Raw genomic sequence first — 22,704 nt, 5'->3', positions numbered from 1 at the left:
CAGAGAAGAGGGAAAGAGCAAGAGGAAACGAGAGAAGCTTCCTATTTCTTGATGTAGAAAATGTAGATTTTTTTGTCCTTCATCGCCGGTACAATCAACTGATTGCCATGGATGAGGAAATGGGAAATCCCCTTCATCGCCAGAGGAGCCACATTCGTTGTACGCCTGATCTTCAGATCCAAACGCTGGAGGGATTCCGGGAACCCTTCCTTGGAATTATCACTGAAATACAGCATCTTGCCATCACTGGCGACCGCTCCGTATTCTCCACGAAGTTTCTTGCCTGCCATGCCTTCCATCTCCGTCACGGTCCCGTAAGTAATATCGACGGCCAAAATGCGGCCAGACGGTTTCTCCTTTTTGTTGACGGTTTCCGTGGCATCTTCCACCACGTAGAGAATCTTGTTCTCCTTGTCCCAGAAAACGCCGCTGGGAGCATGGAGCGGTTCCTTCGTCACAATTTCCGCGAAAGTTTTGGAACGAATATCGCCAATGTAAATCTTATTCAGGTCACGGCTTGCCACAATCACGCGTCCATCGCCCAACGACGTAATGCCGTCGAGTTGCTTCATCGGCAAATCCATGGAAACGCTGATCCCGCCATCAAGATCCGCATTCTTCTTATTGATGATATACACATTGTCCACATCACTGAGGCAGAGGTAGTCACCCTGAACGCAAATTCCCGTAGGACTGTTGTACAACCCCTTTTCGGTAATCATCTCCGGTTTGGCATTTTCATCGGCAAGATTGAGTTTTGCCACGCCACCGTCCTCATCCTTCTCTCCGGTTTTCGGTTCCTGCCCCACGACGGCAATGTAGAGAGTGTCGCCATCCAGAGCAATGCCACCGGGACAAAAGTCCAGATCGATCGCCCGAGGCTTGAAAGGAACCGGTTCCGGCACAGGGGCCTTCTGAGCATTACCGGGGATAGCCGCAAAAGCGGATGCACACAGCAACACGGAACAGGAAGTCAGGAGAATGGAACGCAGCGACATGATCTGTAAATTAATGCTGGAGAAAACATATTACAATTATTCTCCCATTTCAATCTCAAAGGAACGCAGTCCTGAGCTTCCATTCTCAAAATCATCTTCATTTTGTCTTGCTTCTTTCCTCAATTTCACATTAATCCGTAGATTAATATGTTGGAGAAACTTTTCCTCGGCCTCCTGTTGGCGGGGCTTTCGCTTGTTCCCTGTGCCTTGGGCAATGGGGGAGGCTACAACAGTCCGGAAGGAGGAGGGGGAGGCAATGTCCAGCCCTTCGAGCTCGAAGGAGTCAGCCAGGTTGCCATGGAAGAGGAAGACCTTGTCATCGAATTGTGGAACACTTACGCCGATATTCATGTCAAATACAAGCTCAGGAACACAACGAATGCCCCCGTCACCGTCCGTTTCGGCTTCCCAGTTGAAACCCAAGCAAATCCGGACGTACAATATATTTCTTCCATCTCCGACTCATCGAAACGCCCCTCGGACAATCCTGTCCTAGCTTACAAAGCCAGCCTGAACGGAAAAGAGCTGCCAAACGAATTGCAACTACAATCCGTCCCCCTTGAAGAAGATAAAACAGCCAATCTATCCATGTATGGCTGGATTGTTTCCACCATGGAACTGCAAGCACATGAACAAGCGGAATTGGTCATAGAAACCAAAATGAAGCACATCAAGGAGAGTGATTACAGCGTCAGCGAAAATATAACCGTCGTTCCTCGGAATATGGTGTATCGCCTCTCCACAGCCGCCGTCTGGAACGGGCCAATCAAACGGGGCAGTATCACCATCAGAGCTCGCTCAGTCGATACCGACGAAGTCGTCTTCAAATCCCCCGTCAATCGCTTCAAACGTTCCGGTCACAGTTGGATCTGGCAATTCGACAACCTCAAGCCCGGTTTGAAGGACGACATTATCATCCAGGTTCTTCCCGAGATGGGATCTCACTACCAAGGGGATGGTGTCAGTAACGACTGGGAACAAACGACCAACAGCGCTTACGTCTTCAACCGCTTGGGCAAATGGTACAAAGGCATGGACATTGGTTCATCCAAAATCACCGTCTCTTCCATGGCAAACAAAGCTGTGAAATTGAACAAGGCCTTCAATTTCCTCTACAAACCAGACAACTCTCGAACATGGATCAGTGAACCTATGACTCCGGAACGAGAAGAATCTCTCACGATCACCCTTCCGGAACCCGCCCGTATCGGAGCCATCTCTCTCTATCCCGGAGTCCTTGGTCCAAACAATCAGGGCAATGGAAAACCAGCCGAACAAAATCGCAATTACGACAACATCGAAACCATGCAAGTCATTGTCAATGGTGGGACCTGGCAACGCCCCGTCAGGTTTGAATCCAGCGAGGAACCAATAGATCGCTGGATTTCCCTGAATGATTGTCCATTCAAAATCTCCTCCCTCAAACTTGTCATCAAATCCGTCTATCACAACCCAAAAGGCCTAAAGCAGACTGGCATTTCGAATCTGAAACTCTATCGCAAACTCTCACAAAAGCCCCATCTTCCCCCCTGCCGTTGACCATGCGCCGTCTCTTTTCCTTACTCGCAGTAGCATGGATATGGGGTTCATATGCCGCTGTGCCGGTAATTTATCTGGAACAAAGCCATACTGGCAGTTTCACCTTCTTTACGGAAACAACAGACCGTACACGGGATTACAGGCTTCTGCTCGTTGATGCCCATCCGGATTCCAATGCTGCGACCAATTCCGATGCCATCCGCGACGGTGTCCTAAGCATAAACAATCTCAGGCAACGGGCACGGCGTCTCGACCAATGGAGAAAAGAAGGACGTATCCAATGCTACAACTGGCTGGAACCTCTGATGCCGCGTCCAGTTGCCTCCGTTTACTGGATGCCGGCAAAGGAATTACTGCAGAACCAGACCCCTGACGAATTGACACAGGACGCCGTCGCCTATCTGGACGGTCGTCTCGAAATCGATCCTCGGGAATTCGGCTCATTAAGCAAGCGATGGAAAACCATCTCTCGCTGGGAAGAATTGCCCAATGACCAAGGTCTGCCGTGGCTGGCAAGCATCGATCTGGATGCTTTCGCCAACGCTTTCCACCCGGAAGAAGCCTTGGAAGAATGCTGGAAACAGGTCACCGGACTATACAACCTGTGTGCCATCAGCATCTGTCTTTCCCGCCCATGGCACAAGGATGATGCAACCGCTTGGCGGCTTTGGGAAAAAGCTATCCGGCTTTCACTTCAGACCCATCCGGCACATGTTCTGCTCAACGGGTGTCCATTGCCGGAAAAGGATACTTCGCGTATGGCAACCAGTTTCAAAAAGCAGGGAAAATCCATCCCGCAGCTGGATTGGAAACAGGCACCAGATTCCCTGTGGGCATTGTTGACCGCACACCGCAGCCGCTTCTCCTCCGCCCGGCCGGATGTAACGTGGGAAAACATCCTCGAATCCCACAAAAAGACAGTGCCGAAAGTCGGCCTCACGGATATACAAGCCTCGCTGGACGGGACATGGCGCATGGATGCCGGGCAACGCCACCATCTGGAAGCCGGAGACATCTACGATCTTCCTGTCATCCCCCGGCGTTACCGCTGGTACCGTCTCACCCCAGTTGCCTCCATAGCCAATCTCAAGCCGGAAGACAGCAAGGGGGCCAGTTTCACCGGACATGCCGGAAACTGTATCCTCTGGAAAGAACAATTCGTCGCGGAAACCGAGGATCCTTTCCTGGACAACGACACTTGGAGGCGCGGCATCACGCTGGGGCGCTCGTGGTGGAAGGTCGCCATACTGGCCGGAAGCCAGGTTTGGGAAAGCCTGCCCGCTACAATCGCCATCACCGAGGGAGAGGGGTTCCACTCCGCCCTATCCGAGCAATTCGGCACGCCCTACATGTATGGGGTCGGCAGTATTCCGTACATGGGACAATGGATTGCAGGCACCGGGCTAGGCAATGACTGTGCCAACATGATCTGTTACGCCTGGAGAAGAAACGGCCACCGTATCCCCTGGAGCAGTCCCCGGGAACTCACCCGGTACATGCGCCTCCTCGGCAATTTGCAGACTGAAGACACCAGAATCCCCTTCACCCCGGAAGAACAATCTACAGGTCTTGTTGTGGATGCCGTCAACCACTCCGCCGCCTTGTGGCAAGACAAACCACCGCTCGGTTCCCTGGGACAGGAAGATCTCGTCATCCATCATCTCTCCGGGTAACCGGAAATTCTGACACTGGCCGACTTCCGGAAGCGCTACAAACGTTTTTCCCACTCGGTCTGGACGCTGGGAGATACTGAACCCGGAGTTAGCATCGCCCTTCTCGGTGACGTGGTAGCAATCGGAGAAGATACCCTCTGGGACAGACTGTGCCACTCCCTGCAAGATTACAACCTGGTAATGGCTAATGTCGAAGGAAGTATCGCATGTTCTCGGGAGGATGTTCCACAGGGAAGGAAATACACCTTTCTCTCCACTCCAGAACGCCAGGTTGCCCTGCTCAAACAAGCCGGAGTCCGTGTCGCCTCACTCGCCAACAATCATTCGGAAGACGGAGGCCCACAGAGTCTTCTCCAAAATATCCGCTACCTAAACAATGCGGGCATTCAAACAGTCGGAGCAGGCACCACCGTCAAAGAAGCCCTTTCGCCCGCCATCGTTCGCATCGGGGAACGCACGATTGCCGTCTGGGGAGCAGCTCACGACGAAGCTCTGAATCCACCTGTTTCTCCGACTATCCATCTGGCAAGACTTCCGCAAGATCAGGCAGCCTTGCTCGAATCCGTCCTCTCATGGAAAAACCGGACGGATATGAATATCATCATGATCCACTGGGGAAGAGAAAACACAGACAAATACACCCCAGCTCAAACGGAATGCACCCGCCGGCTTGCTGCCGCCGGTTTCGACATCATCGCCGGAAGTCATCCTCACATTCTCCTTTCCCCGGAAACTTTAGGAACAACACTCGTCTTTCCATCCCTCGGCAATGCCAGAATGCCCAATTCCGGCCCCACTCCGGCCTTCAATAAACGCGGCTGGGGATTCATCTCCACGGGCAATACCAACATCAGGAGAGAATTAGGAATCAAAAACCTGAAAAATCTACCTTCAACTGAGCAGAGAAAGAAACACAGTTGCAAAATAGACAAGGAGTCCGTAGATTCTAGAAAATAGCATGTGAACAATTGATTGCCTGCCGAATTATCTTTCAAACAAGCTCAATTGAAAACATCGGACTCACCAGTGCAGTATGCAGATAGTGAACATCTTGACATGTAATTAATGTTCCTGCCAACCCGTAGCTACCAAACAAAAAAGGAGGAATGGATTTCTCCATTACCTCCTGATATAGATGGTTGGATTCAGCAGCAACGCTACTGGTTCATTTTGAATGTCCAGTCGGAATGGCGTTCCTTGTATTTATCAAGGTCGGAAGCTTTGATCGTCAAGTGACCAACACTGGAACCTCCTGTTACTTCAATCTTAATGCAAGGGATTCCAGCCTCGTTCGTCCAAGAAGTCAATGTCGCGGTCATAGAACCTCCGACGATTTCGTCGAGTTCTTCCATCTTAATTTCTTCTTTATTATCGTTCATGGTGTTTGATTGTGTTGGGATTCGCTATCTAGACGTAACTCATGTTCGGTTGGTTACACCTTTTCACGAAAATCTAGTTCATTCGGTGTGATTCCCGAATTTCACCATCCTCTTCTAGTAGAGAGGTTACACAAGATAACATTCCCAGCTTGATCCGTCAAAGCACCAATAACCCATCGGATGAGAAATTTCCCCTTTCCCTGACTACGTGTATCTATTACGTAGGAAATGAAAAAACCTTCTGGAAGCACGTAGCCTTGGTAAGTCTGAAGTCCTTAATAAATATACATGTCAAACATGACATAGTACATCTCTCCATGCCGCCCGGCTCATTTTGACATTGCCTCGGAAAAGAGAAAAGAAAAAATATTAATCCGTTATGGTTAAGTTATTTATGAGCTTTATACCCGGTAGAATTCGAACCTGCGATCAAGGGTTGAGGCGACGCCTAAGTCTTGTCTGTGCATCGAGAGCATCAGACTTCTTTTTAAAATATCTTTTCCCTCCCTTCCCCGATGAAGACATATTTGATGGAATACAGATTGCAAACAGTCCATTCCGAGTTGCCTGAACCTCAAATTTCGGAGCTTTCGCCATGTCAAAAACTATACCCATTATCCAATCAAAAAACTTATTTTTCGGTCGTTTTTGACCGTTATTTAACCGTTTTTCGACATTTCGGAAGCCTCTAAAATTGCCATTCCGAACATAATAAAAACCCCTTGAACCTTAGAGGATCAAGGGGTTTTAAACTTGGTAGGCCCGGTAGGGTTCGAACCTACGACCAAGGGATTATGAGTCCCCTGCTCTAACCGCTGAGCTACGAGCCCGTTGCCTGCGCAACACGAAAAGGTTTATAAAGGATGCAACGCAGGAGGAAAAGAGGAAATTATGTCTTTTCTCTTGATGATTGAGTAAGCGAATGACGATCAAATTGTTGGAGATCAATTGCAGATGGCAGGAAAAGATGCGACTTGAGATTTTCCATGCTCCGCTCTATAATGGAAGAAAATGACAAAAAGACTTCGGAATAATCTTCTTATCTGGGGGATAGCCTGTCTGGCCATTGTAGTTCTCTCCGGAGTATTGATCTGCAATTTGGAGTCTAATACGCCCAATAAATTGGTTTTCAATCCAGTGTGGACGGGAAAGGACCGTCAGCAAATTGAGGAAATTTATGTTTCCATGAAAGCCACCATCATCCCAATGCCGGACGATCCATTCACGTTGGAGGATTTGACCAGCAGTATGTTCCTCTCTAAGTTCATCCAGAAAAAGAACCAGTTCATCAGAAATTACCGAATGAACGGCCTTTTACGTATCATTTTCGATACAGCGTCTTCCGGCAATGCCAGGCATTCGGGGGAATCGCATATGACTCTTCTTCATTATGCCTGCTGTTTTGGAAAAAATGAGCTGGCCCTGCATTTGCTGGAATTGGGGGCAGCCCCCAATCAGTCTGCAGAGATCAAGACAAGCATGGGATCTATTCCCACCGAAAACGGTCCTACTCCATTAAGTTGTGCTCTGAGTTCATGGGGACAAGATAGTCATATTCCAGTTGAAAGACGGCTGGATCTCATACGGATACTTGCCAACCATGGAGCGGATCTTAATAAAAAAGCCAATGGACTCGTTCCCTTCGAGGAAGCATGTCTAGAAAGCCATAACGAACAAATAGCGTGCCTCATCCTTTCCCTGGGGGCAGATCCTGCTCTGGGAGGGAATTATCCATCGTACAAGAAAGCCTCCGGAGTACGGAGGAATCCGCTCTGTATCCCAATTATGCACGGTTGTTCCGAAGTTGTTCGCATGATGCTGGAGAAAGGAATTGATCCCAACGAGACAAGAGACGAAAACCCTCCGTTATTTATCACTACCGGCCATTATTCCGATCTAGTCATTAAGCGTCTCCTTCTAGAACATGGTGCCGATCCCAATGTCAGATGGAAGGATCCTGACGATAATCCTCTTGATCCTTCGCCGGAATACGGACGTACTCCTCTGTGCGACCTTTGCGACCACATCTTCCCGCGACAGAATGATGATAAAAAAGAGGTTTTGATCAAGTCCATCGAATTGCTTTTGGAATATAAAGCTCTCGTCAATAGGGCTTCCCATGATGGAGAAACCCCGCTGATGATGGCGTGCAGGCATTTGATCGATCAGGATGGGAATCTGAATCCTGCAGCAGTCCGTGTTATCCGCCTGCTTTTAAAGCATGATGCCGATGTATCTCTCAAGAACCTGAAAGGAGACTCCGCCGTCACGTATATCCTCCCCGCTTCTGAGGAAACGAGCCGGCAGCTACAGGAGCAACTGCCGGAACTTTTTCAGCCCCGGCAGTAAGAAAAATTCCACGCATCCGCCCCCTTCCCTCCGGTATATTCTCCGGAGACTATGTTCGAGTTTTGGCGGCAGGAACGTGGGCAGCGTTCCTGTTCGGAGGATCTATTCCCTGCAGATGCTTGACAAAGAAATCCCGTCTCTTACGTTCTCCGAATTTTCCACCCATTGTATGTCCCGCACCAGTAATCAGGACAAATTCGAAGTCCTTGCCAGCCTGTTCCAAGGCATGTATGACCTGACGGGTCGAAGCCGGATCGACATTGTCATCGATTTCCCCCAGGATCAACATCAATTTCCCTTGCAATTTACCGGCATTGACAACGTTGGAACACTCTTCATATGACTTGTCTACCGGATACCCCATCCATTGTTCATTCCACCAGATTTTATCCATGCGGTTATCATGGCACCCGCATGAGGAGACACCCACCTTGTACCATTCCGGGTGGAACAACAACGCACTCAAAGCATTCTGACCTCCGGCCGATACGCCATAGATGCCGACGCGGGACAAATCCATAACCGGGTATTTCTTCGCTGCCTGCTTCATCCAGGCAATGCGATCGGGAAAACCGGCATCCTTCAGGTTTTTCCAGCAAACATCGTGAAATTTCTTGGAACGATTGGATGTACCCATACCGTCGATCATCACCATGATGAATCCCAACTCGGTATATCGCACCATCTCGTGTTCCATGTTGAAAGATTTAGGTACATGAGAATCATGCGGGCCGGCATAAATATATTCGATAACGGGATATTTACGACCGGGGACAAGATTTGGAGGAAAAGCAATGATACCCCAAATATCCGTCTGACCGTCCCTTCCTTTGCCACAAAACACGGTCGGAGGTCTCCAGCCCCTTTTCAGAGCCGGTGTAATATCGGATTTCTCCAGCTTCAGGATTTCACGACCTGTTCGGGCATCGCGAAGACTCGTTTCCGGCGGCATGTCCACACGGGAAGCCGTATCGACAAAGCACGAATAATCCGGTGAAAAATCAATTCCGTGCGTAGCATTGGTCGGAGTTAAGCAAATGGGAGTACCCCCATCGAGAGATACTCTGTAAAGTTTCTCCAAGTAAGGATCCTCGCCAGGAGTTTGGCCGCATCCGATAAAAAAGACAGTCCTTTGCCCAGCATCGACATGTAAAACCTTTTTGACAATCCATTCCCCCGACGTCAGTTGCCGCACCACCTTCCCCGTCTCAGCATCCAACAGGTAAAGGTGCTTCCATCCATCCCGTTCGGATATCCACACAATTTCACCCGTATCCTCCAGATCATGGCGGTACAGGCGTGTATAATTAACAAAAGTCGGGAAGGATTCCTCAATCAGAAGGCGGGCCTTGGACGCATTCTCCCTGTCTACCTTATACACGATGTAGGAGCCGTGTCCGCGTTTGTTGTAGTCAAAGGTGAAACCGGAACTGTCACGCAACCACCGGATTCCCCCCAAGGAAAACTGTTGTTCCGGCTCAGGGAAGGATATTTCTATCCCCGTGTCGGCTTCCGTCCCAAACAAAATAGGACGCACCACATCCAAAGGATCGCCGGGTTTGACGTAGGGAATAGACCGTTCGCGGGGTTGCACGGAATCTTTGGGAGAGGATTCGATCAAAGTAATATGCCGCACGGGAGCCGTCACCCGGCGGCAACAGACCAGCCCCTTGGAATCCGGAGCCCAAAACACGGGTAAACAGTACGGATTCTCAGCCGTACCATTGGATGAAAGCCTCACTTCCATACCGTTTTTACTATTCCGCAGGAACAAATCGTTCTCTTTGACAAATGCCTCGTACATTCCATCAGGAGAACAATTGGGATTGTTCGGCTTGTGCTGGATCTCCCTGCTTTCGGGTGCAGGAGAAAGAGTTTTTCCGACTGTATCGTAACAAAATTCCTTGTCTTTCACACGGAAGCGCAAACTTTCAGGAGTTCCCGTGATGACATCAAAGGGTAACCATGCGGGATTTGCCTTTTCTCCGGACAGGCGGTTTAATTCTTCAGCAACATGATCATGATCAAATGCCGGTTCCTTTGTTCCATCCGATGAGTTCACCCTCAAAAACGACTTCCGTCCATCCCGGTAGGAAGTGTACCAAAAATCCCCGGTTCCAGAAATCCATTGAGGAGATACATATCCCCAGCTGCAGCCCTCCTCGTAATACGCCCGGTATCCATCAGCTTTCCGGTAGCACTCTTCCATCGTCGACGCCGAAACAGTCCATGCCGATAGTATCCCCAGAAAAACAAGCACTCCCTTTCCGAGCAGGTAATCAAAAATAGACAACTTCATCAATGTGAAGTACGTCATTGTGTCACTTCTTCTTTCTGTTAATTTGCAAAAGATCTTTTAATCTTCAAAGGGCTGCCGACTCTCATCTTTCCCGAAGCTTCTCATAAAATTCGATATCTCAACACAGTTTTTTCTTGCCAGATGGATCGGATGTAATTATAAACCCCACGTCCTCGCTTACCAGAGCGAATGCGACACAAGCAGATGTCACGGAGTGGTAGCTCAGTTCGGTTAGAGCGCCAGCCTGTCACGCTGGAGGTCGCGGGTTCGAGCCCCGTCCGCTTCGCCATCTGACTAAAAAGACACCCTGCAATAGCACGGTGTCTTTTTGTTTCTGCAGAATACCGAACTTCTATCTCCGGATTAGATTGTCCCCCTCTTCTTTCTCTCCAAATTCATAAGGGTAACAACGAATGCGAGGCCCTACCGATACATAAGTACCAATAGGACCCCGACATTATTACCTATGCAACCAGATCGGTCTCCTTATGAAGTCTTCCTCCGAAATTTTGAAAATCTAATATTGTTACGTTATTCTTTTTAATCAATTGTTCAACAACAAAAAAGACATAGCGCAACTTTGTCGAATTCACGGCAACACCCATCGCTAAAATCTGTAAGGCCAGAGTTGAGAGGCAATGTCCTCCACTTTTCCTATCTTCTCCGAAACAGCAAACGGAAAAGAAAGAATTCCTCTCCATCTCCGTAAATAATAACAGATGAAATCCACACACCATCGTTTGTGCCGTTCCTTGTCTCTTGTGCTCTTCGCTTTCTTTGCTGTTTTTCCAACTACCAGTCAGACAATCATGCCCTCAGCCCAGTCCCAGCAGTCCGCGCCAAGAATACCGGATACTGGAACAGGAGAGAAACTTCTCCCGGAACATCTGTCATTCCGTAAAATCTGGAGTCACCGCAATCTCTTCACCTCCAAAATCGACATTGCTACACTCGATCTTAAGCAAATAGCCTCGGACACAGCCGGACCTATTCCCTCCCCTATCCGCAAAACGCACACACAGGACGGCCTGCAGCTCCACAACATCGGCAACTCCGATGTTTCCTTTCGACTCCCTCTCGGACAGCATATTCCATGCGGAATCTACGAATTGGGAATTTCGGATTGGACAAGCGGCAGTTCTGCCGGAATCGACATACGAAAGGACGATAACAACCGCATTGTCCTTACGTGCGTCAATCATGCAAACGGCCAGACAAAAGCCCCTGAACTTCGACTTGAAGTGTATGTCCAAGGAGTTCGGGTAATCGATAAAGTTCTTTCCAAAGCCCGACTCCATCCCCCATTCACAATTAAGGCGGATTTCATCCCGGAATCCATCGGGAATAATATACGTCGCTGCTTTTTGAGTGTCTGGGAAGAGACAAAAGAAAAACATACTCTGCTTGATTACAAAATCGACATCCAGACCGATTTTTCCAATCCTTCCGTTGTCGAAACTTATCGAGGGAGTCTCGTCGCAGGACTAGCCTCCGATTCTCGCCTCACACTCTCAGGATTCGACAATGCCATCACAGGAGGAGCCGCTCAAGCCGACCCCAAGCCCCTGCATGACGAAACAGGAACCATCCTGCAGGAAGGAGACTCCATCTGGCTTGCCATGAGCGTCCGAGGCTACGACATCCACAGTAGTTACCAAGGCATTTACCGCCTCAACCTCAAAACGGGAGAACTGAATATCACGGGCATTCTCCTCTTCAATCCCGACAACCGCAATCACTACGCCACCTTCCATGCTGCGGATATCATCTACAATTCCATAACCCAGGAGTGGATCGCCATGCCTACCGCCCACAATGAACGTCCGCACGCCATCAAATCGGGACTCATCCCGAAGGATCCACGGCATACTCCCTTCCAATGCGTCCCCGTTACCTCCGTCCAATACCCCGATCAGTCCAATGAGGAAGACGCCTCGTTGATTTATGACAGATCCGTGGGCAAATGGCGACTTGTTATGTGCGACTCCAGCCGGGGCGGCTACCAAATTCCCCTTCTCGAATCCGATACGTGGAACGGTTCCTACCGGGAAATCGCCCGTTACACACAAGCGCCATGTACTGGCATTCAGTTCCAGAAATTAGACGGAAACTACTATGTCTTCTTCGGACGTAACGTGGACAACTGCGAAGTACTCCGTTATCCATCCATGAATCACCCCGTCCGGCTGAATATACAGAGTTCACCGCGTTCCTACAATGTCTGGCCCGTCATCATTCCCTTCCGCAATGCCGATACGAACCGACAAGAATACTACATGCTCTCATTCGATCGCGAAACCCATGGAGGAGCCCACTCATACGGCAATCTCTACCTGTATCGGGCCGACGTGAATCCTTGCAAACCTACCTCGGAAGGCCCCATGGGAACGCTCCCCCCTCCTCCCATCGTCAACGGAGAAATACGCACAGCCTCCCAGCTCATGCAAATTCGCAATAATCCATCCGGTCACTATACCCTCAAAAACAATATTGACTTAGCTTCCATTTCCGACTGGATACCTATCGGCGATATACACACGCCCTTCTCCGGTACATTTGACGGAGCAGGATTCACAATCTCCAATCTCAATGTCAAACGCCCCGGCAATCATCATAACGGGCTATTCGGATATATTGGAAAGGGGGGGCTTATCAAGAATCTCCATCTCTCTGAAGCCACCATCGAAGGCTATCTTTACACAGGAGCCCTGGCCGGAACTAACGACGGAACTATTGACACGTGTTCCGCCAAGGCAAACATCCATGCCTTTTCCGTAGCAGGAGGGCTTGTCGGACAAAACAACGGTATCATCACACATTCCTCCACATCCGGGGACGTTGCCTCATGCCATGGCGACAGCATTGGCGGACTCGTCGGAGTCAACTGTGCCAACACCGCTCCGTCCAACGCCATCGACCTTGCCACCCAAGGTGTCCTCTCAGATTGCTCCAGTAACGCCCGGGTAACAGGTATTCTCAATGTTGGAGGACTTGTCGGTCACAACGACTGCGGTTCCATATCACACTGCCAATCTCAAGGGAATATCCGTGCCAATGCCAATGCCGGAGGACTCGTCGGAACAGTCAGTAGAAACTACGGAAATCCATCCACCAGCCCTATCGCTTTCAGCCATGCCTCCGGCGACGTAACCGGCACATACAACACAGGGGGACTCATCGGCATGAACGACGGTTCAATCAGCCAGTGTTCTTCCTCCGGTTCCGTCACGGGCAACAGCAATACATCCCCCTTCATCGGCACAAACCACAACAACTCCACCGGCAAGCTAGAAGAGTGACTCTTCGACAAAATGAGTGAAGATGAAGCCAACTTTCCGTTCTTCCCCGAGCAAAAGAAAAGCCCGCAAGCGATTAACTTGCGGGCTTTATTTGGTGGAGCATAGCGGGTTCGAACCGCTGACCTCTTCAATGCCATTGAAGAGATTTTCACCAAATAATTATTTATAATAAATTAGTTATGAAAACATTGTCTTTTATTTGTCTATTATTTTTCTCTTGCATTTTTCATCTCTTTCCTTATTTGCGCCTTCAGTTCTTTTCTATCCTTAGCATCATCCTGTATCCCGAGATTGTCCAACAACCCAACAGTAAATTTCGATAGATTAGCAAATGTTGATCCCATAAGTCCAGTTGCGTAAATCTTCCCGCCCAACTTTGTCGATCCCATTAGAACCTTTGATGTCGCGGCGCCAGCAATACCGCCGCTTTTCACAACGTTGGCCCCAGCCTTGGCATAGTCAATCCATGAGTCTTCCTTATCGTCATTTGCCATTTTCCATATTTTTGTCAATGCTCTCGCAGATCCGACCGGATTAAACAAGGCGTTTCCTGTTCCTCCAAATCGTTGTTCGACCCCAGCCCCCCAATTTAATGCTTCACTGATACCACCAAAAAACGGAAGAGCGTTTGCTGGACCAAAAAAAATACCGAGCATATAATCTTCCCATTCCGGCATACCAGGTTCATCATCATTAAACCAGTCGATAGCAAAGGCGAGCATCTGATTCAACAAACCCGATATAATCCACGAAGCTCCAGCTCTTCCCATCTGCTTCCAGGCATCGATCTTCTTGCCTTGCCTCATAAGCATCCTTCCCTCTTCTAGGTACATAATTGAACGGGCCGCTGATTTTATGGCATCATTCCCCATGAACGTAAATACTTGAGACCATGTCCCGGACAATAATGATCTGGTCCAAGGATCAATCGGTGCGGCGCTAACAGCAAGACCGTATTCCACATCATTGCGTGCTGCTTCATTCGCCTGATCTTCAATCTGACTCTCGCTTAAACGCTCCTTCGCTGGAGCACTTTTATTTTCTTCTTCAATCCTCTTCTTGTATTCCAACACCTTGGAATCATATACAGCCGCAAAGGAAAGAACATTTGCCCCTGCGTCCACATATTCCATTGGAACCAACCCCATTTGCACTTGCCGCAGTAATTCGGGATAATGCATTCCTGATGGCGTAGACATTGCATCGGTAGCCATCTTGATATCAAACCGTCCATCCCTGGCGCCATTTACACGACGCTTGAATATATCGCTCTTCCAGAGCCTTGCAACGGTATTATTGGAACGCCCTGTTAAAACACGAGCCATAGACCCAATCCATGCGGCCGGAGAAACACCAGGAGCCACAGCTCCATTAGCTATTGCCTCCAACTGACGGATAACTGTATTCACATTGCCTGACAAAAGACCTAATGCTTGAGGTCCCATACATGCCCGCATCATTGCAAAATCAGATTTTAAGCGTCCGGAATCTTTCATTCCTGCGTTCTCAAGCATTTTGATTCTGTCAATAAGTGCACTATAAAAAGATTCGCCAGCATTTAACTTGATAGCATCAGATACCTCTTTCCTTCGCAGAAGCGTCTTGGCGTTATTGAGAGTTTCCGCAGTACATACCCATGTATTTGTTTCCGCCATGTGCCTCAAATAAACCTCTGTGGCACTCATTGTTAGATCAGGTTTGGCATTATGTTGAATTCGAGACATCAGGAAACGATTGAATCCTCCAAACATGCCCGATGGTGTTCCACCAGTAGCCTTATCATCTTTGTCGCTCTTTAGTGTTTCAGCTACATCAAACTGCCCCGGCCAGTAATTTTCCTCGGATGCAAATGGAACACCAAACATTTTTTCATACACAGGAGCTATTCCCTTGTCGCGGTTCCAATCCATTTCCCTCCTCATATATTCACCAAGCTCAAGTACTTCCTTGCCACAAAATTTCTCGATCTTTGTAACTACATCATCAGAGAACCCGGCAAGAGCATAATTGAGCCTGTATCTTCTTTGTCTCAACCCAAGCAAATCGTTCAATGCAGACATTTTACTAGCTACATATTTCTGGCGCTCACCATACGTCACATATTCATATTGCAGTTTTTTATGCTGATCTTTATCAATCTCTTCCTGGCTCCTATCGTTGTATTTTTCCAAAGCATCCCTGATTGCCGCACGTTCTGCTGGGACAAAATCACTTCCCGAAAAATCAGTTTCAATAAAATTCTTTGCATCATCTATTGAAATGCTTTTCTTGTGCGCCTCTGCCGGCTTTATCCATATTCCTGTATCTCGTACCTTTAATGCATCATTCTGCCATCTGTAAAACTCGCGTCCCTTCTTGCCCGTTATTTTCTTCGTGGCCTTGACAAGCCGATCTCTGATTCCATCCATCCTTGTATCTACTTGCGTTGATACTGATCCAAGTTCACGGCCAAACTCATCAGCGTATCGGCTAACTCCTGGTATTGTTTTCAATACTTCAAATAACTGTGGACCATTAAATACCGCAGCAAGCATTTTACCCATTGGTGTAGGAGTGCCTCCTTTATGCAATTTACCATCACTATCCTCCCACTCAGCCACCTTCTGTTTTGTCAATGTGTTGCCGCTCTCAGCCTTAATAGTGGATTCCGTAATGATCTCATCAGCGATTTTGTCAATACGTTCCTTACGATCATCAAGAACCTTTTTCCATCGTTCCTTCCCGGATGAAACAAAATCAAGAAGCATATCAACCGCAGTACTCAGTTCATCAATGGAAGCTTCTTCAATATTTCCAAATGTCTTGAGTCGCAGTATTTCCATGTCTATCTCATTCATTTGACGGTTTCTATCCGATGCTCCCAGCCTGGAATCAGCGGCAATATTATTCTGCTGCTCCATCAAGTCGGCAATAGCTCCCTGCATCTGGCTCCCATCAAGATCCATGTACTTTTTTATTCTCATCAGGATAGCCTGATCTTCGGCCCCCATTTTTCGAGATACGCCATATTTTCCGGTCTTTTTATTGACTACACTCAGATTTCCGTCCGCAATTCGCCTTAATGATTCTCTATATTTATCGGCTGCATACTCCTCAATCTTTTCATCCACTCTGTCCAGGAATCGACGAAAAAGCACATCGGCCTTCTCTTCCGCCCAGGATTCAACTCCATGCGCCGCCTCAAGTTCATCAATTTTCTTTGCCATTGGTTCTGAAATGAAATCGGGAACATCATCCAACTTCATTTTTCCCGTAGTAGCAGCTTCGGCATACTTTGTCATCCAGGCAACATACGGATCTATGCCAAATTTGTAGCCACGCGGAAGCATGTTGGCTGCCGTATTAATTACAGATGATGAACGAATGACAGCCTTTAAGAAATCGACTCTTTTCGCCTTTGATGTTTTCAATAGCTCGTTTACCCGGTCGATTTCCTTGCGAGTCCGTTTTGCTGTAGCATCCCAGAACTTCGCCTTCGCGGCATGCCCCGAGTTATCCAGTTTACGCATGAAATTATCGAATGACTCACGGGAAGCAACGGAGAAATCTACACCCGGTTTCCCATTGACATTGGAATCATTTTCATTCTTAATCTCTCTGGAAGTACGGGGAGTATAAACCTCCATTGTGTTGGGCATTGATCCAATGGTACTCCTAACCCAGGCCGTTTTAAACGACAGCCTGGGCTTTTTACTTCTTCTCATGGTTGTTTCTATGACATTCTCTACCGTGTGAATTTCTCCATGCGGGTATTGTTTAACGTAAATCACTGACGAAGAATTCCCATCCCCTTTCTTGAAATGCATGGCATCATAATTATCAATCACATCCAGAATAAGCTTTATATCTTCTTTCGTCAGATCAAGCTGGCCTCTGTTTAATGAACTGTCGTTCCCGTGCCTATTGATAGCGTGCGCAATTGCCTCCGCCCTGAATTCGTGCATCATGCCGGAAACATCTATTCCCAAACCGCTTTTAATGTCTTCAATCTCTCTGAGTGAGACCTCTCTATACGAAATCGCGCCAAGTTTCGTCTTGTCTTTTTCCTTGCTCTCAAAAATACGATCCACAAAATCAAAGACATTCTTCTTATTGGGATCTCCCTCAAGAGACCTTATTGTTTCCGAAACGGAAAAACCAGCTGCATGCCGGGATGATTCCCGAATCATATCAGAGGCAGCCTTATTGCCTTCCAGCCTATAGCTTTCACTGGAAACTCCGGCCATCTCATAGACAAACCTGTGCCAATCCCCCTCAATCTTTCCAGATTTTGCGGCACTATCCACAGCCGCCCCCAATCTGGCGAGATTACGAATAGCCGCCCATACTCTTTTAAGCCAATTGATAAACCTGCGGCTTTGTTCCGGAAGCTTCGTTTCATCAATCCTGTTAGTCATGACGGATTTGCCGACTCTGGACAAAGCCTCAACAACACGGGATTCTTCCACATTTCCCTCTGCGGGAACAAGTTCTCCCAAGTCCAGCTTCTTGTAATACTCAGTCATCTGCAATGCCCGCAAATTATCGATATGCCATTGGGTTCCTCCTCGTCTGGCAAAGTCTCTCCTGGCAAAAATTTCCATTCCTTCTTCAAGAATTTCATTCATGGAAGCACGTTCTTCAACCCATCTAATCAAGGCTTTCCCGTCATCCAGAATAAAATTGTAGGCATTCGTCGATGCATTCTGTTCAGTAATGACTTCGCGGCCTGCCATTTCATTTTCTATACGTATGCGCTCGCGGAGTCCGCCAGGAAGATCACGGATGGCGCCAAGAGGCATATAATTGGACAAAGACGGCTCAACAAGTGATTCGGCGTTCCTTGCTCCCTCAAGGTTGAGTTTGGCGATAGCATCGCTCGCAATCCTGGCTTGTGCCTCCAGGCGTGCAATAGTTTGGACTCCATTCATTCTCTCAAAAACAAGTCCGAGGTCCTTATGCTGAAGATACTCGACGGCTCCACGTGCGGACGCCCTGTTTTCTTCGACAAAAATATTTTGCCTCTGCGCCGCGGTTAATTGAGCGTTCATATAATGGATTGCCTGGTTTTCATCCATAGATAGTTTTTCGCCAGTATCCCGTCTGGTCGCAATCCACAACCCGTCATCACCCCGCTCAAATAAATCAATCTCTCCCGCCTTCATGAGATCCCGCACGGATGGAAAATCAATGGGAACAGCCACAACGTCCGTTTCTGATAACTCTTCCGTCTGGCTGGATTGTGATTCTTCCGGTGCTGATGACTTGTCGATATCATTGCCGCCCAATTGTTTTTCTTCATCTGTCTGAATTTGCCGTCTGAGATTCCAGGCTGCCTTCATATCAAGAAAACGGCCAATCTGTTTATCCGGGTTGGCAGTATTGGAAATCCTTGCAATTTCCTGCTCTGTAGCTCCCAGCTCGCGCAGCAAATCGGGAGATTCGCAAACCTTTAAGATGCCATTTCTTTGAACAGCCCCCATTTCTCGCACGGCATCACGGATTTCCCTGACACGATCAATCTTTCCATAACCGGCAGTAACTCCCCCCATCAATGCAGACACCAAAAATGTCTCAACGTTTGTTTTCCAATCAGCGGCCGCATGAAATTCATTCATCGCTTCCTCCCACTTCATTAATTTCCCAGCCCCCAGCATATAGGAAAGACTATTATCAAGGCCATATTCCACAAGGGGTGTAGCAAAGTTTTCCCCTATTTCACCCAATGTGTTTACGGCTGTCCCTTTAGCATACCTTTTGAATAAGCCACCCTTGTTTATCCAATTGTCCACAGCTCCGTTCATTTTACCGAACGGGGTACGAATACCGAACCTTCGAAGTTGCCCGAATGATCCAAGAGTTACTCTTTCGGCAGCATAGTTTGCAACAGCATTACTAGCACCAGCAATAAAAGATTGATAGACTGAATTGCCCTCTGCCCGCTTCTGACGAAACTTTTCTTCCCCTCCAACAATAACGCTTCCGCCTTTAGTAGCTATGAAAGCTAAAGTTTGTGCAATTGCCGTCCCTGCTCCATCAACAATATCTCTTGCAATCCCGGATCCCTCTGGAGCCTGCCATGACAAGTCGGCCACACTTCTCAAATCAATTAGAACCTGGCTTTCCTCTGGAGTTAAGCTCTTGGTAACAATCCCAAGGACAGTAGACCGAAGTCCTCTGATTGTGCGAAACAATTCACCTGCCCCAGCCGACAGGAAAGGAATATTATTGTCCTGTTCGCCCTTCATCTCGGATGTAAAAGCATCCATGACAAGATAATAAGCCTCCTGATCATCTATCCTCAATGCTGCCAGCGACTTGACAAGTCCGTTCTGGCTCAGGCTCCCGCCATATTTCTGCTGCATGAACTCCTTTGTCCATTTGGCGGCCCAATCCCGTGCATGATATGTGCTCCATCGGATACGCTCCCATTCTTGCAAGCTTTCGGCGCTATCAAAGACAGGTTCACCTCCGATATTGTCATCCCTTCCAGATCGGCCAAGAACATACATCACTGCAGCTTGACGAGCCTTGGAAACCTCATTCTTAACTCGCAAGAATTCATTTCGCCTTTTGTCTCCTATCGTACGCAAGGTCTCAAAAATAGAATCAGTTCCGGAATCCTTTGCCTTCAATCTTTCCGCAAGAAGACTCCGGTTCATCATTGTATCCGTTCCATAATATGCTTCGGTCGCCGCTCCAACCGCCCAATCCTTCCGTGATTCCAGCGGCATCGATTTCAAAATATCCGCCTCATCTCCGAGAGCGTCTTTTGCCTCTTGAAACACCTCCGGGCTTTCCAAATCAAGGGAAGCATATGTAGCGAAATCGGTTTTCCTGACAGCCCTTGAAGTTCTCATTTCCTGTAATGGATTTTTCCCGACAGCTTTCATGCGGTCCTCATAATCCATCATGGAAAAAACAAGTCTCTTCTGCATCTCGCTTTCATGATTCAAAACAGGCAGGTAATCCCACGCATTTTCAAAATCTTCCTGAGAATCAACTATAAAAGGATTATTTAATCCCAATTTTGAAAAAATATCATTGCCGCCAGTTAGTTGGCCCGGCATAGAAAAAGTTTGTGCATTCATGGCATTATCGAAAATCGGACATTTGTTGTGCAAGCTCTACTTCTTCCTCTAGCGGTGGAAGTAGAGAAGGATCATCAGGATCCATGGTTCCTCCATACGGCATTCCAGTTTGATCAATAGGCACAAGCCCGGCGTCTGCGCCCTTTAAGCGATCATCCTCGCTATTAATGATCCCAACCTTCTTGTATCCGGGCGGCATGCTCCTATCCTTCGGTATTGTAATGACGGCTCCATTCAAAGAAGGCTTGGAGCCATTAGTATAGCATCTCTCATTGGCTTCAAGTGTTCCAAAGGAAATCTGTCCATTCACAAGACTTTTATCCACGCCAACAATACGGGTTTTAATCCTGTACCCATCTGATGTAGTCATTGTAATTTCCGCTCCTGATACAGCATCTTCCAATTTCACTTTGCCAGATGCGACATCTCTTCTAACGGACTCCGGCAGGCTCATTGCAATATCAGGAGAAACAAGAACTCCCTTCGATTGAACATTCTCGTTAATTTTCGTGTATTTCATATCAATAGACGCAGTACGTGCGGCATAAGATTTTGCCGCTTCCATCATAGCGTCATTCTCCAAGTCAATAGACGATTTTGCATACTGCCGGCTCCGTTCGCGCCCCCATCGCATATAAGCAAGACTCTTTTGCTGCTCATCCCGGTTCCCGAAATTTTGCACGGTAACATGAGAAAAATATTTTCCTGTTCTGGCACCAATCAATTCCCGGATCTTCTTATCCTGCATGGCAGGAGAAGCCATTCTTCCTTCGGTTGTTTGCCGCCATTCCCTGAATTTTACATCAACCCATTGTTCATTTTCGTATGCCTCTTGTTCAGAAAGCATATATCTGTTGGAAAGAACAGGATTCCCTGCAGCATCCTTCCGTTTCTCTCCTTTTTCATCCATCAGAGGTACTTTTTCCCCATCCTTGTATCTCATTAAAAGAGTTCCGCCATTATCCTTATATGGAGAATAGTTCTTGTTGAGATTTCCTGATTCTCTCGCTATCCGAAGAAGCCCGGTAACGTCAATATCAGGATGTTCAGGATCCACATCCTTCATTCCATTAATAATATTTCCAATATCCTTTTCACTCAAATTCAGACCCTTCCATCTAGTTGTAAACTGCCCCGCCCAATCTTCAAATTCCGGGTTTGGCTTTCCATTTGGGAGAATTGGATCTGGGGCGGCATTGGCTTCATAGCGGGCTTTTCTTTGCATGATAGGATAGGCGAAGTCCATTCTTCCGGATGCCTGGAGCATGAGAATATTTGCATCTCCAATCCTGATAAATCCATTATTAACGCCATCTCTGACCATCTCAGGAGTCAATTTACCACTCTTGTTGTCCTTATAGATCTTCTCTTCATTTGCTTTTCTGTATTGCGCAAGGCTGGATTCTAGAGCATTCCTTTGCTGTAATGTCAAATAAGTCAGATCACTAGGATCATTTAGTCGTTTTGCGGCTTCTTGAGGGGATATATTAATGAGATTTCTCATATCATTAAATTCTTTCATTCCATATATTTCCCAACTTTGAGCCTGAGATTCATCTTCCGTTAGAGTTGGATTTGACTTCGTAGATTCAACAGCAGCATCATAATTTCCCTGCTTGATGTACATATCTGTCAATGCCCTGGCATTTCTCCCTGCAACCTGAATTCTGCCCACCTGCACCCCCTTCGCCGTATTGATAAGCAACACCTGCGCGTCCTCTTCCTGCTGGTTGCCTCCATACCGCGCAGCAAGTTCCGGGTTGTTGAACGTCGGTTTCAGCTCCCTGATCTTGGCGGCCGCATCGTCAGCCCACTTCAGATGTTTATCGAACGCGAAAGGATCTGCCGCAATCTTAGCCTGGAGCTGGGCGTTAATGTCATTGACCTTGATCTTGTATCCAGACGCAGCTCCATCGTCTTCAATCTTGTTGATCTTCTCAATTTGGTTGCCCGCTTTCTCCTGAATGAAAGCCATAGCCTGCGATGCGGTACGAAGAGAATTCGCCGCCGCTCCCGCGGCCATGCCTCCGTATCCTGGGTTAGCCTGGTTGCCAAGTCGCCCGTCCGCTGGTTTGTAATATGGTATATATGCCATTGT

At 47.9% G+C, this 22,704-nt stretch carries 10 protein-coding genes and 2 tRNA genes; 6 read left to right on the top strand and 6 right to left on the bottom strand.

Going from position 1 to position 22,704, the window contains the following annotated elements; all coding sequences use genetic code 11:
- Window positions 1-41: 41 nt before the first annotated feature.
- Entirely contained in the window at window positions 42-998 is a 957-nt protein-coding gene (locus tag QET40_RS06915; protein ID WP_280126446.1) for a hypothetical protein, read from the bottom strand.
- A 147-nt stretch (window positions 999-1,145) separates the two neighbouring features.
- On the opposite strand from QET40_RS06915, the gene QET40_RS06910 reads away from it, so the two are divergent.
- From QET40_RS06910 to QET40_RS06900, 3 genes are all read left to right on the top strand, one after another.
- Window positions 1,146-2,537 (top strand): DUF4424 family protein, encoded by a 1,392-nt coding sequence (locus QET40_RS06910; protein ID WP_280126445.1) that lies wholly within the window; start codon window positions 1,146-1,148, stop codon window positions 2,535-2,537.
- 2 nt (window positions 2,538-2,539) lie between these two features.
- Window positions 2,540-4,210 carry a hypothetical protein gene (locus QET40_RS06905; protein ID WP_280126444.1) on the top strand — a complete coding sequence of 557 codons (1,671 nt, stop codon included), beginning with the start codon at window positions 2,540-2,542 and terminating at the stop codon, window positions 4,208-4,210.
- Between the two features lie 111 nt (window positions 4,211-4,321).
- The gene (locus QET40_RS06900) at window positions 4,322-5,167 is read left to right on the top strand and encodes a CapA family protein (protein WP_280126443.1); all 846 of its coding nucleotides are present in this window, start codon (window positions 4,322-4,324) and stop codon (window positions 5,165-5,167) included.
- 200 nt (window positions 5,168-5,367) lie between these two features.
- On the opposite strand, the gene QET40_RS06895 is transcribed toward QET40_RS06900, so the two are convergent.
- Window positions 5,368-5,589 (bottom strand): hypothetical protein, encoded by a 222-nt coding sequence (locus tag QET40_RS06895; protein ID WP_280126442.1) that lies wholly within the window; start codon window positions 5,587-5,589, stop codon window positions 5,368-5,370.
- 754 nt (window positions 5,590-6,343) lie between these two features.
- Window positions 6,344-6,419: transfer RNA gene (locus QET40_RS06890), tRNA-Ile, on the bottom strand.
- A gap of 181 nt (window positions 6,420-6,600) precedes the next feature.
- Here QET40_RS06890 and QET40_RS06885 point away from each other — a divergent pair.
- Window positions 6,601-7,938 carry an ankyrin repeat domain-containing protein gene (locus QET40_RS06885; protein ID WP_280126441.1) on the top strand — a complete coding sequence of 446 codons (1,338 nt, stop codon included), beginning with the start codon at window positions 6,601-6,603 and terminating at the stop codon, window positions 7,936-7,938.
- A gap of 49 nt (window positions 7,939-7,987) precedes the next feature.
- On the opposite strand, the gene QET40_RS06880 is transcribed toward QET40_RS06885, so the two are convergent.
- Entirely contained in the window at window positions 7,988-10,237 is a 2,250-nt protein-coding gene (locus tag QET40_RS06880) for a DPP IV N-terminal domain-containing protein (RefSeq protein WP_280126440.1), read from the bottom strand.
- Window positions 10,238-10,448: 211 nt separating this feature from the next.
- Here QET40_RS06880 and QET40_RS06875 point away from each other — a divergent pair.
- Together QET40_RS06875 and QET40_RS06870 are read left to right on the top strand one after the other, a co-directional pair.
- Window positions 10,449-10,526, top strand: a tRNA-Asp gene (locus tag QET40_RS06875).
- Between the two features lie 520 nt (window positions 10,527-11,046).
- Entirely contained in the window at window positions 11,047-13,536 is a 2,490-nt protein-coding gene (locus QET40_RS06870) for a GLUG motif-containing protein (RefSeq protein WP_280126439.1), read from the top strand.
- Window positions 13,537-13,742: 206 nt separating this feature from the next.
- Here the strand turns inward: QET40_RS06870 and QET40_RS06865 are convergent, their stop codons facing one another.
- Together QET40_RS06865 and QET40_RS06860 are read right to left on the bottom strand one after the other, a co-directional pair.
- On the bottom strand, window positions 13,743-20,606 hold the full coding sequence (locus QET40_RS06865; protein ID WP_280126438.1) for a hypothetical protein: 6,864 nt from the start codon (window positions 20,604-20,606) through the stop codon (window positions 13,743-13,745).
- Window positions 20,607-20,610: 4 nt separating this feature from the next.
- Entirely contained in the window at window positions 20,611-22,701 is a 2,091-nt protein-coding gene (locus QET40_RS06860) for a hypothetical protein (protein WP_280126437.1), read from the bottom strand.
- Between the last annotated feature and the right edge of the window lie 3 nt (window positions 22,702-22,704).

Origin of the sequence: Akkermansia sp. N21169 (genome assembly GCF_029854675.1) — a bacterium.
Classification (GTDB): domain Bacteria; phylum Verrucomicrobiota; class Verrucomicrobiia; order Verrucomicrobiales; family Akkermansiaceae; genus Akkermansia.
The sequence above is the reverse complement of the archived record's forward strand: the minus strand, read 5'-3'. Positions and strand labels throughout refer to the sequence as shown.